Genomic DNA, 11,081 nt, shown 5'->3' with positions numbered 1-11,081 from the left:
ATCAGCGCACCGAGGCGGGCAGGCGGTCGGTGACCAGGCGGGTGTAGGAGCGCAGGGTCAGGCAGATCGTGAGCCAGCAGGCCCCGATGAGCCAGCCCGCCAGGATGTCGGTCGGCCAGTGCACGCCGAGGTAGAGGCGTGACAGGCCGACCGCCACCACGAACACGGCCGCGACGGCGATCAGCAGGACGCGGGCGAGCGGGCGTGCCAGGTGCGGCAGGGCGACGGCGACCAGGATGCCGATCACCACGGTCGAGCCGAGCGCGTGGCCGGACGGGTACGAGTGGTTGGTCTCGGTGACCAGGTGGTCGATCACCGGGGGCCGGTCGCGACCGATCAGCAGCTTGCCGAAGTAGGTGAGCAGCCCCGCGCCCGCGGCGGTCACCGCGACCAGGACCGCCTGATCCCAGTACTTGCGCCAGGCCAGCAGTGCGCACGCCACCAGCGAGTAGACGGCGACCGTCGTGGTGTCGCCCGCCGCGCTGACCGCCTTCGCGATCGGCGTCAGCGTGTCGTTGCGACGGTCGATGAACCATTGCAGCCAGGCCGAATCCGGTCCGGCCGGGCCGTTGTACCAGATCACCACACAGGTCAGGACCAGAATCACGGCCGTGAGCGCCAGCGCGATCAGCACGCCGGCGAGCATGCCGTCTTCGGGGTCGTCCGTCCGGGTCGTCGTGGGCGCTTCCTTCGATGCGGGTGGTGAGGACAGCATGCCATCGAGGTTGCCACGGTATCGCTGAGAGAACGTTGAGAGCCGGAACCGACCGGCGGGCACGCCGCCGGGCGGGGGATCGGGCATGCTGGTGACCGTGCGGGTGCTGGTGGTCGAGGACGAGGAGCGGCTGGCGCGGACGATTCAGCGCGGGCTCGAGCTCGAGGGGTTCGTGGTCCAGCTCGCGCACACCGGGACCGACGGGCTGTGGGCGGCGAGCGAGGACGCCTTCGACGTGATCGTGCTCGACATCATGCTGCCGGGTCTCAGCGGCTACGAGGTGCTGCGGCGCCTGCGGGCCCGCGACGTGAGCACGCCGGTGCTCATGCTGACCGCCAAGGACGGCGACTACGAGCAGGCCGACGCGCTCGACCTCGGCGCGGACGACTATCTGACCAAACCCTTTTCGTTCGTGGTGCTCATCGCCCGGCTGCGCGCGCTGCTGCGGCGTCGCTCCCCGCAGCAGCCCAGGCTGCTGGCGGCAGGGGACCTGGTGCTGGATCCGGCGCGGCGGACCGTGCGCCGCGGCGACACCCCGCTCACGCTCACCCCGCGCGAGTTCGGTCTGCTGGAATTCCTGCTGCGGCACCAGGGTTTGGCGTTGACCAAGTCCGAGATCCTGCGCAACGTGTGGGACGCCCACTACGACGGGCCGGAGAACGTGGTCGAGGTCTACGTCGGATATTTGCGCAAGAAGATCGATGTGCCCTTCGGCCGCACCAGCATCGAGACGCTACGAGGCGTCGGCTACCGGATGATCGACGCCGGTGGGCAGGGTGATGACGAATCGGGCGCCACCCCAGGGTGATTCGCCGATCGTGACCGAACCACCGTGCGCGGCCACGATTTCCGTGACAATGGCCAGGCCCAGCCCGGAACCGCCGGTGGCGCGGGCCCGGTCGGCTTCGAGCCGCACGAAGCGGCCGAACACCCGCTCACGGTCGGCGGGCGGGATGCCGGGGCCGTCGTCGTCGACGATCAGCAGCGCGTCCGCGCCGTCGCGGCGCACCGTGACCGCGACCGTGGAGCGGGTGTGCGCGGCGGCGTTGTCGACGATATTGCGCAGCGCCCGTTCGAGTTTGGGTCGGTCGCCCCGGATACGGACGGTGTCGATCTCCGATCGCACCGTGACGCCGCCGCGCTGGCGCAGCGCCAGCACCTGTTCGGCGGCCACATCGTCGAGATCGACCTCGCCGCCACGCAATTCGAGCCCGCTCTCGTCGGCGGCGGCCAGCGTGAGCAGGTCGTCGATGAGGCGGCGCATGCGTTCGGTCTCGGGCAGCAGGGTGCCGTCGATGAGTTCGGCGTCCAGCGCCTCCGGGCGGTCGCGCGCCAATTCCAGTGCGGCCGTGACCACCGCGAGCGGGCTGCGTAGTTCGTGCGAGGCGTCGCCGACGAAGCGCCGCTGCGCCTGATGCCCGGCCTCGACGCGGGCGAGCATGTCGTTCATGGTCTCGGCCAGCCGGGCGATCTCGTCGCGCGCCACCGGCACCGGCACCCGCTCCGACAGCCCGGCCGCGCCGATCCCGGCCACCCGGCGGCGGATGTCCTCGACCGAGCGCAGCGACCGGCCCACCAGCAGGTAGGTGGCCAGCGCGGCCGCGGCCACCACGATCGGGCCGCCCAGCGCGACCAGTGCCGCGACCCGTTTCACCGCGCGTTCGGCGGGTTCGCTGTCCCCGGCGACCAGGACCAGGTAGCGGCCGGTGGGTGTGCTGACCGTCCGGGCCGCGACCCGCAGGTCCTCGTCGTAGACGGCGACGGGCCTGCGGCCGCTGTCGGATTCGGTCACGGTCGCCGGATCCAGCAGCGGCGTCGCGTAGGTGGAGGTGGATTCCCGGGCGATGGCACCGCGCGCGTCGATGATCTGCACCACCGCGATCTGCCCGCTGCCGTCGAACAGGGAGTCGGGCAGGTCTGTCACCGAATCGCGGGCCAGTTCGGCGGCGACGGCATCGGCCCGGGTGCCCGCGGCGGCGTCGATCTCGCGCAGCAGCGACCGGTTGAGCAGTCCGAGCAGTGCCCCGGACGCCAGCAGCAGCACCGCGCCCACGGTGAGGGCGGCGGCGATGGCCGAGCGAATCCGCAATCCCCAGTGCGAGGGCCGCAGCCAGTCCGGGATTCGAGTCACGGCTCCCATCATGGGTCACCGTGCAGCAGACCGCGATTGACCAGGCCGAGCACCCGCGAGACCGCGGCGTCGATCTCGCCGCGGGTGGTGGGCAGCGACCCGTCGAGCAGGAGAGCGGCCAGGCCGTGCACCGCCGACCAGGCGGCGATGTCCGCGCCGGGACGCAGCTCCGGGTCCATCAGTCCGGCGGCGAGGGTCTCGTCGAGGACCTGTCCGAGGATCCGGTGCGGATCGTCGGCGGGATCGCTCGGCGCGGTTGCCGCCGGGTTGCCGAATGCGGTGCGGAACAGGCCGGTTCGGGCGAGAGCGAAATCGATGTAGGCGGTGCCGACCGCATGCAACCGGCCGCGTGGATCCTCGATGCGGGCGAGCCGGTCCCGCATCTCGGCGGCGAGTTCGCCGCGGGCGTGGCGGGAGACCTCGGCCAGCAGCGCCTCGCGGTCGGCGAAGTGGCGGTAGGCGGCGGAATGCGAGACCCCGGCGGCGCGGGCCACCTCGCGCAGAACCACGCGGTCGGGGCCGCCTTCGGCGGCGAGTGCGATCCCCGCGTCGATCAATGCCGCGCGCAATGAACCGTGATGGTAGGACCGGCTGCGGTCCGGCGCGGGGTCGGCTGGGCTCATGGCCTCAGCATCGCACGCGGATGTTGACGGCGGTCACATAGGTGCCCATACTCGAAGATGTGACCAGTGGTTACTTTCTGGTCCGGACCCCGACCTCGATCGGAAAGTGCTGATATGAACGACATCTCCCTCGATACCCCGTACTCGTCGGGCACCTCGCGGCTCGATATCGACAAGGCGCTGCGCAATGCCGGACGCGACCCGGACCGGCTGCAACTCGCCGACCTCACGCTCGTGGAGGACTTCCACACCATGGGCCGGATCGCCACCGGCGCGCTGGTGGATCTGACCGCGCTCACCCCGGACAGCCGGGTGCTCGACGCCGGGAGCGGGATCGGCGGCACCGCGCGCTTCATCGCCGAGACCTACCGCTGCCCGGTGACCACGGTGGATCTCACCGAGGACTACTGCGAGACGGCGCGCTGGCTCAACGCCGCGGTCGGGCTCGACGGGCTGATCTCGGTGCGGCAGGGCGATGTCACCGAATTGCCCTTCGACGACGGCGGTTTCGACGTGGTTTTCAGCCAGCACGTGCAGATGAACATCGCCGACAAGGACGCGCTGTACCGGGAGGCGCATCGGGTGCTGGAACCCGGTGGGCTGCTGGCGATCTGGGATATCACCGGCGGCGGTGTGCCCGACTATCCACTGCCCTGGGCGGACCGGCCGGACCAGAGCCACCTGGTGTCGTCGGAGGCGTTGCGTGCGGCGGTGGAAGGGGCCGGATTCACGATCGAGGTGTGGGAGGACCTCACCGATCAGGCGGGAGCGGTCATGCGCATGGTGCTGGCCGCGCCGCCGAATCCCGTTGGGCTGCAAGCCTTCGTCCCCGATTTCGCGGCGAAGGTCGAGAACCTCACCCACGGGCTGGCCGACGGCAGGCTGCGGGCCGTGCGGTGCATCGCCCGAGCCTGAGCGGTTTTGGCCTGCGCCTGAGTAGTCGCGTGAGTGGTCATCGCGCGCGGTGGGTTCGGCGGCTGCGGCGGCGCGGTTCCGGGTGCAGCAGCGACGCGATCGGCCCCGCGTAGCCGGAGGCCACGAGTTCCACCATGGCGCTGAAGGTTTCGACGAAGCGCGTCGCGGTGGACCGGTCGAAGCGCGCGATCGGGTACAGGAACGGCCCGGTGATCCCGGTCGGTGCGCCGGTGTGGTCGTAGTTCTCGGTGAGCCCGAATTCGAGATCGTGCTTGGCGCGGATGATCCCGGTCGGGAAGTCGGTGATGGACATGCCCGGCGCCGCGGCCGCGGGCGGGGCGGCGTCGGCGCGTTGCAGGATCAAGGTGGCCTGGAACAGCGGGTGCGCCGGATCCTGCGGAAGACTGCGCAGCAGCCGGGGGTTAGGGGTGTCCGGATGCGCGAAGGCGGCCAGGGCGACCTTGCGGACCTGGTCGATGAGGTCGTTCATATCGGTCGCACGATCCAGCCGGATGCGCAGCAGGACATCGTCGGAGAGATTGCCGACCAGGTCCGCGAGCAGCGGGTCGTCGCGGCCGGAGACGGCGGTCGCGACGGTCACGTCCGGGGACTTGGCGAAGAGGGCGACGCTGAGCGCGAAGGCGGTCTGCAGCAGCATGAACAGGCTCGCGCCGGCGTGCCGGGCGCGGGCCAGCAGTGCCGCGTGCAACGCCGCGTCGAAGCGGATCTGAATGAGGTCGCCCGCGGCGTCGGCACGTTCCGCATCGGAACCTGGCCGGTCATAGGGCAGTTCGAGCGGAATCGGGCGGCCGACGAGATTATTGGCCCAATAGCGCAACTGGTTGCTGGCCCGGCTGCCCGGATCGTCGAACGCGCCCAGGTACTCGTGCTTCCAGAGCGTGTAGTCGATGAAGTCGACGGCCAGCGGGGTGAAGGCGGGCGCGCGCCGCGCGCTCCGGGCCAGGTAGGCGGTGACCAGGTCGCGCAGCAGCGGCTGCATGGACTGGCCGTCCATCGAGATGTGGTGGATCACCAGGGCCAGCACCACATCCCGGCTGCCCAGCCGGAAGATGCGGGCCCGGATCGGCAGCTCGGAGGCGAGATCGAAGGCGCGGCCCGCGAATTCGGCGATGCGCTCGGTCACCTCACCGGGGAAGCTGTCGACGACCTGGACCTCGACCCGCGCCACGTCGGCGTCGAGGACCATCTGGATGGGCCCGTCGGCGGTCGCGGGATAGCAGGTGCGCAGCGGGGCGTGCCGCCGCACCACGTCGTCGATGGCGGCCCGCAGCGCGAGAGTATTCACCAGCGAGCCACGAATTCGAAACGCGCGAGCAACATTCCAGTCAGCCGATTGCCCACAGGCCGCGGCGTGCCACATCCGCTCCTGCGCGGGCGCCAGCGGAACTCGCGGCGAGCGCGGCATGCGCCGCAGCGGCGCGGGTTCCTCGACGATCCGCAGGAATTCTGTCGTATCAGCGGGTTTCCGCCGTTGTAAAGGTCTTGTCCAGACAGCAATCGGCCCGACCATCGACGCCGCCCTCTCAGCATTCGAACGATGTTCTACACATCACCGCCCGAATAGCCCGGCAGCTTTGCGGAACGGCGATCCGGCCCACGGTAGCAACGGCATGGCAATTCCGCTTGCCGAGAAGTGAGACCCAGGTCACCCACACTATCCGCGAAAGCGAAAGCCCAGGAAGTCAGGGGCATCCGATGGCACGAATAGGCCGCTGACCCACAGTGGGCACTCGTCCAGTCGAATGCGAGAGTTGCCGAACAAGATCAGGGAGCTATCACCGCGGAGAAACGGGCAGAATTCCGCGAGGCGAGCTCCCTGATCATGAAACTTACCGTGGGACGGGGATTCCGGCGGACCATACGCGGCGAATGGACTTCGTCGCGGTGATGTCGGCGAGGGGGTCGGCGTCCAGCAGGATGAGGTCGGCGCGCAGGCCGGGGGTGATCGCGCCGCGGTCGGTCAGGCCGAAGTGCCGCGCGGGCAGGACGGTCGCGGCATTCAGCGCATCCGCGGTCGAGAGACCGGCGCTGACCAGTAGTTCCAGTTCGCGGTGCAGGCTCTCACCGAAGACGGGGTTGCAGGGGACGCCGGGGGAGGCGTTGGCGTCGGTGCCCGCGAGGATGGGGACGCCGGCGGCGTGCAGCGCACCGACATTGGCGACGGCGGCGGCGAATGCCTCGGGGACGCCGTTCGCGGCGACCATGCCCTCCATCATGGTGAGGGTCGGGACGACGACGCGTTCCTCGGCGGCGATCCGCTCTACATCGGGCTGCGGCAGCGGGAATCCAGCGGGCACATGGGTGATGATGTCCACGCCCGCGTCCAGTGCCGCGGCGTAGGCGCCCGGTGAGGCGGCGTGCGCGACGACCAGCAGGTCGCGGGCATGAGCCTCCGCAACAACGGCTTTGGCGCTGGCCGCGTCGGGACCGCCCTCTCCGGGAGCCTCGAGGATCAGCTTGATGTAGTCCGAGCCGCTCGAATGGCGTTGCGCCACCATGGGTTCTGCCTGTTCCGCGGATCGGATGATGACGCTGTCGCCGAGGAACTGGCCGTGCATGCCGTCGGCCCCGGCGACGCACATGCCCGAGCTGCGGACATCGGTGGTGCCGACGGTATTGCGGAGTCCGGCAACGGTGGCGGGGTCACAGGTCATGTCCAGTGCCGTGGTGACGCCGAAAGGGGTGAATCGGGACGGGGTCTCGGTATCGGCGATGTGCACGTGCGCGTCGATGAAGCCGGGTACCAGGAACGCGCCGCCCGCGTCCAGGCGTTCGGCGCCGGTGTCGTCGGTGCCGATCACCGCTCCGTCGATGATGACCGTGGTCGGTGCGGTGAAGGTGCTGCCGTCGAAGACTCGGACATTGTCGAGAGCGGTCCGGCTGACCGCTGGGTTCGAAGAAGTCACGGAAACCAGCATCCTCCGATTCGTGACCGGTGAGGGCACAACGGGATTCGTACGCCGCTTTCCGGCGGGTCAGCGTTTGCGTGGCAGCAGGCGGCGGGAGACGTGTTCGGTCATGGCGTCGGCGATCGGCGGGACCACCGGGACGGGCCGGGTGGGCGGCGGCGGGGCCGAGCGGGCGTCGGCGGAGATGCGGATGAGCAGCGCCAGAATGATGTAGTTGGCCAGCAGCGAGGAACCGCCGTAGGACATGAACGGCGTGGTGAGACCGGTCAGCGGGATCAGTTTGGTGACACCGCCGACCACCACGAACAGCTGCCAGCCGATCGAGAAGGCCAGCCCGCCGCCGAGCAGTTTGCCGAAGGCGTCGCGGGTGGTCAGCGCGGCGCTGAAGCCGCGGATGCACAGGATCAGGAACAGGGCCAGCACCGCGCCCAGCCCGATCAGGCCCAGCTCCTCGCCGATGGTGGAGATGATGAAGTCGGTCTTGGCGAACGGCACGTCCTGCGGCCGACCGCTGCCCAGCCCGGTTCCGGCCAGGCCGCCGGTGCCCATGCCGAACAGGCCCTGCGAGATCTGGTAGCCCGTCGTGTAATACGTGGCGAACGGGTCCTTCCACACCTCCACCCGCACCCGCACGTGCCCGAACAGTTCGTAGGCGATGAACGCGCCGACCATGAAGAACAGCAGGCCGATGATCAGCCACGAGGCCCGCCCGGTGGCGATGTACATCATGGCCAGCACGGTCCCGAACACCAGCAGCGAGAAGCCCAGGTTCTTCTCGTAGACGAGCACGAGCACCGCGACGAAGGTGACCAGCAGCAGCGGGGCCAGATCCCGCAGGCGCGGCATGGTCATGCCCAGGAAGCGGGTGCCCGCGTTGGTGAACAGCTCGCGGTTGGCGACCAGGAAGGCGGCCACGAAGATGATCAGCGCGACCTTGGCGAACTCGCCGGGCTGAATCGAGAATCCGCTCAACAGGATCCAGCTCTTGCCGCCGTTGACCTCGCTGAAGCGTGACGGCAGCAGGGCGGGGATGAGCAGCGCGACCACCCCGGCCAGGCCCATGGTGTAGCCGTAGCGGGCGGGTTTGGTGTGGTCGGGGACGAATACCAGCACCAGCACGAACAGCAGCATGCCCAGGCCGGTCCAGATCAGCTGATGCGCCGAATCCGAGGAGGGGATGGCCTTGCCCGCGTTCCTGGCGGCGGTGGCCTCCGCGCGGTCGAGCCGGTCGATGAGGACCAGGCCGATGCCGTTGAGCAGCACCACGCACGGCAGCAGCACCGGGTCGGCGGCCGGGGCCCAGCGGCGCACGGCCAGATGGGAGGCCAGCACGAAGACCGCGAAAACGGCCAGCGCGCGGATGCTCTGGGCGTCGAAGCCGTTGCCGGTGGCCGAGGTCATGGCCAGATACGCGAAGGCCGTCAGGGCCAGTGCGGCCACGCACAGCAGCAGTTCGGCATTGCGCGGAACACGCCCCTTCGACCTGGCCGGGGGAGGGCTGTGCCGAAATGCGCTCACACCGAACAGTATCGCGTGCGGTAGCGGATGAGGAGCCAAAGCAGGAGGGCTTCGGCTATGGCGGTGAACACGGTGAGGAATTGGCTGAAATAGCTCGCGAGCACATTCACCAAGGTCAGCGAGATGATGCTGGACCAGATGCCCAGGCGCACGCCGATATCGGCGCGCCCGCGAATCCAGGCCACCGCGGCCACCGCGCAACCGAGACCGACCAGTACCTCGGCACCCGCCGCGATCCCCAACCCCACCAGGGCTTTCCAGCCGTGGTTCTGGGTGACGTCGAGGAAATGATTGACCGCGGTCCAGGGCGAATGCCATCCGGAGATGACGATGAGCGCCAGCACCAGTCGCAGCAGGGTCCAGACGGCGTGGCCGATGAGGACGGTGATGAGCACGCCCGCCAGCACCCGGCGCGGCAGGAGAGCGTCCTCGAAGCGGCCGTAGGCGGCGCGCAGCCGGGTGAAGCGGGACGGCACCGCGCGCTCGTGGGTGGTGCGCAGGTAGGTGCCGAGGGCGTCGGCGAGGGCGGTGGTGTCGGGGGTGAAGCCGCTGCGGTCGAGGTGATCGAGGCTGTCGAGGAGGGTGTTGCGCTGCTCGACGGAGATCGGAGCGCCCAGGTCCATCGCGACCTGGCCGGTGACGTCGGCCAGAACCAGGGTGGGCGGGCGTTTTCGGATCCGGGCGGCGTAGCGGGCGACCAGCACGATCAGCAGGAAGGCCAGGTAGATGATGGGCGCGGCGAGCGGGAAGAAGTAATCGTTGTCGGAACTGATGAACTTGCCGACCTCGTCGATGAACAGGCCCAGCCCGACGCCCGACAGTGCCGCGGCCGTGTTCAAGGCCGCCCGCCCGGCGAAGAGGAACATCACCAGACACGCGATGACCAGCAATAATCCGCCGAACAGCGCATGGGCGATGTGGTAGGTCTTGCCGCCGATCTTGGGATAGCCGGAGGCCATCAAGTAGAGCCTCGTGATCACCACCGTGAGACCGAAACAGACGGCCATCACCGTCACCAATCGACCGGATCCGGGCCGCCACCTCATCGTTGCCATGCGCTCGCCGAACACGATCTCCACCGTGACACAGAAGCGGTCCCCGCGGGGATCGAACCGGATCGCACGCCGATTCGTTTCACCGACATCGGCGTGCCGGGCAATCGGATCACGACGGCCGAGCAATCGAGGTCACCATGGGTGTCGATCAGGTAGGGCGCAGGGAGATCGTCGTCGCGGCGGGGGTGGTGATGGCGGCGGCCGCGTGCACGAGTCAGCGCGCGGCGTCGCCACCTGCCGCCTCCACCACCCCCCCCGCGGCCACCACCACCGGGCCTTTCTTTTGGCCGCGCGGGCCCGCCGCGGGGGATGGGCGGATCCCGGCGGCATGGATCTGCCAGTTCCTGGTCGGCGGGCAGCGACCCGCAGCCTGCGATTCCCTTGCCGGACAGTAGGTTTCAACTCCCATCCGACCCTCCCGCCGGGCATCGCATTCCGGCGGCTTCACCCTGCTTGCGTGCACCTGCCGCACCGCGTCCGGCAACCGCGACCTGCAACAGCTGCCCGATTTGCCCACCCGCGCAAGGGCTGCCCAGTCTGCCCACACGTGCAACTGCTGCCCAGTCTGCCCACGCACGACTGCCCGGTCTGCGCGCGCACGCAACTACTGCCTGGTCTTCCCCCGCGCCCAGCTACTGACGCTCTGCCCGCGCGTGCAATGGGTGTGCAAGACCTGCACGCCGCATCAGCGATCACGCGCTGCGACGCACCTCGCCCCCTACTACGCCCCAGCCCCAGCGCGGGCTTGGATCAGCGCGCAGAAGTGGGCCAGGCCGCGCTCGAACAGCGGGCGTAGCGCCGGGGCGGCTGTGCGGGCCTGAGCACGCAGGATCTCGAGGGCATCGGGGCCGAGGACGCGGTGGGCTTCGGCGGCGAAATCGGGTTCGGCCAGCCATTGATCGAGCAGGGCCGGGTCGACTTCCGGATGGAATTGCAGGCCCCAGGCGGCGGGTCCGGCCCGGAAGGCTTGTACGGGAGTGGAATCCGTGGCGGCCAGAATGGGGGTGGTGGTGTCGGGGCGGATGCGGTCGCCGTGCCAGTGCAGGACGGCGGGGGCGTCGGCGAGCGGGCCCACCAGCGGGTCGGTGCGGTCGACGTCTCGTAGTGGGGCCCAACCGAGTTCGTCGGAGTAGCCGTGGCCGCCGGAGTACACGGCGAGACCGGCGGCACCCATGGCCTCCGCCACGTCACTGA

The 11,081-nt window shown here is 69.6% G+C and carries 11 protein-coding genes; 3 read left to right on the top strand and 8 right to left on the bottom strand.

Annotated features, from left to right (window positions below; translation table 11 throughout):
- Position 1 precedes the first annotated feature (1 nt).
- Positions 2-802 (bottom strand): phosphatase PAP2 family protein, encoded by an 801-nt coding sequence (locus ACWELQ_RS24375; RefSeq protein ID WP_452399362.1) that lies wholly within the window; start codon positions 800-802, stop codon positions 2-4.
- Positions 803-812: 10 nt separating this feature from the next.
- Between ACWELQ_RS24375 and ACWELQ_RS24370 the strand changes: the two genes are divergently transcribed.
- On the top strand, positions 813-1,523 hold the full coding sequence (locus tag ACWELQ_RS24370) for a response regulator transcription factor (protein ID WP_452399364.1): 711 nt from the start codon (positions 813-815) through the stop codon (positions 1,521-1,523).
- Here the strand turns inward: ACWELQ_RS24370 and ACWELQ_RS24365 are convergent.
- Positions 1,449-2,855: a sensor histidine kinase gene (locus ACWELQ_RS24365; protein ID WP_452399363.1), complete on the bottom strand. Its 1,407-nt coding sequence runs from the start codon at positions 2,853-2,855 to the stop codon at positions 1,449-1,451. The genes ACWELQ_RS24370 and ACWELQ_RS24365 overlap by 75 nt on opposite strands.
- Positions 2,855-3,469: a TetR/AcrR family transcriptional regulator gene (locus tag ACWELQ_RS24360; RefSeq protein WP_452399361.1), complete on the bottom strand. Its 615-nt coding sequence runs from the start codon at positions 3,467-3,469 to the stop codon at positions 2,855-2,857. Before ACWELQ_RS24360 ends, ACWELQ_RS24365 begins: the two co-directional genes overlap by 1 nt.
- Positions 3,470-3,583: 114 nt before the next feature.
- On the opposite strand from ACWELQ_RS24360, the gene ACWELQ_RS24355 reads away from it, so the two are divergent.
- Positions 3,584-4,384 carry a class I SAM-dependent methyltransferase gene (locus tag ACWELQ_RS24355; RefSeq protein ID WP_452399360.1) on the top strand — a complete coding sequence of 267 codons (801 nt, stop codon included), beginning with the start codon at positions 3,584-3,586 and terminating at the stop codon, positions 4,382-4,384.
- Positions 4,385-4,421: 37 nt separating this feature from the next.
- Here ACWELQ_RS24355 and ACWELQ_RS24350 read toward each other — a convergent pair whose 3' ends face one another.
- The 4 genes from ACWELQ_RS24350 to ACWELQ_RS24335 form a co-directional block, all read right to left on the bottom strand.
- Positions 4,422-5,915: a condensation domain-containing protein gene (locus ACWELQ_RS24350; RefSeq protein WP_452399359.1), complete on the bottom strand. Its 1,494-nt coding sequence runs from the start codon at positions 5,913-5,915 to the stop codon at positions 4,422-4,424.
- A gap of 319 nt (positions 5,916-6,234) precedes the next feature.
- The gene (locus ACWELQ_RS24345; RefSeq protein ID WP_452399358.1) at positions 6,235-7,311 is read right to left on the bottom strand and encodes an amidohydrolase family protein; all 1,077 of its coding nucleotides are present in this window, start codon (positions 7,309-7,311) and stop codon (positions 6,235-6,237) included.
- A 69-nt stretch (positions 7,312-7,380) separates the two neighbouring features.
- Positions 7,381-8,832 (bottom strand): FtsW/RodA/SpoVE family cell cycle protein, encoded by a 1,452-nt coding sequence (locus tag ACWELQ_RS24340; protein ID WP_452399357.1) that lies wholly within the window; start codon positions 8,830-8,832, stop codon positions 7,381-7,383.
- On the bottom strand, positions 8,829-9,887 hold the full coding sequence (locus ACWELQ_RS24335) for a hypothetical protein (protein ID WP_452399356.1): 1,059 nt from the start codon (positions 9,885-9,887) through the stop codon (positions 8,829-8,831). Before ACWELQ_RS24335 ends, ACWELQ_RS24340 begins: the two co-directional genes overlap by 4 nt.
- Before the next feature lie 137 nt (positions 9,888-10,024).
- Here ACWELQ_RS24335 and ACWELQ_RS24330 point away from each other — a divergent pair, with 137 nt between their 5' ends.
- Entirely contained in the window at positions 10,025-10,282 is a 258-nt protein-coding gene (locus ACWELQ_RS24330; RefSeq protein WP_452399355.1) for a hypothetical protein, read from the top strand.
- Between the two features lie 326 nt (positions 10,283-10,608).
- On the opposite strand, the gene ACWELQ_RS24325 is transcribed toward ACWELQ_RS24330, so the two are convergent.
- Positions 10,609-11,081, bottom strand: a 473-nt coding sequence (locus tag ACWELQ_RS24325; RefSeq protein WP_452399354.1) for a type 1 glutamine amidotransferase, incomplete at its 5' end; no start/stop codon positions are given.

This window comes from Nocardia sp. NPDC004722, from assembly GCF_053601505.1.
This window is presented reverse-complemented; position numbering and strand designations above follow the sequence as displayed.

Excerpts from the sequence above, each read along its gene's own strand:
- ACWELQ_RS24375 (WP_452399362.1), bottom strand. The coding sequence starts at position 802 with ATGCCCGATCCCCCGCCCGGCGGCGTGCCCGCCGGTCGGTTCCGGCTC.
- ACWELQ_RS24365 (WP_452399363.1), bottom strand. The coding sequence starts at position 2,855 with ATGGGAGCCGTGACTCGAATCCCGGACTGGCTGCGGCCCTCGCACTGG.
- ACWELQ_RS24360 (WP_452399361.1), bottom strand. The coding sequence starts at position 3,469 with ATGAGCCCAGCCGACCCCGCGCCGGACCGCAGCCGGTCCTACCATCAC.
- ACWELQ_RS24355 (WP_452399360.1), top strand. The coding sequence starts at position 3,584 with ATGAACGACATCTCCCTCGATACCCCGTACTCGTCGGGCACCTCGCGG.
- ACWELQ_RS24350 (WP_452399359.1), bottom strand. The coding sequence starts at position 5,915 with ATGGTCGGGCCGATTGCTGTCTGGACAAGACCTTTACAACGGCGGAAA.
- ACWELQ_RS24335 (WP_452399356.1), bottom strand. The coding sequence starts at position 9,887 with ATGGCAACGATGAGGTGGCGGCCCGGATCCGGTCGATTGGTGACGGTG.
- ACWELQ_RS24330 (WP_452399355.1), top strand. The coding sequence starts at position 10,025 with ATGGGTGTCGATCAGGTAGGGCGCAGGGAGATCGTCGTCGCGGCGGGG.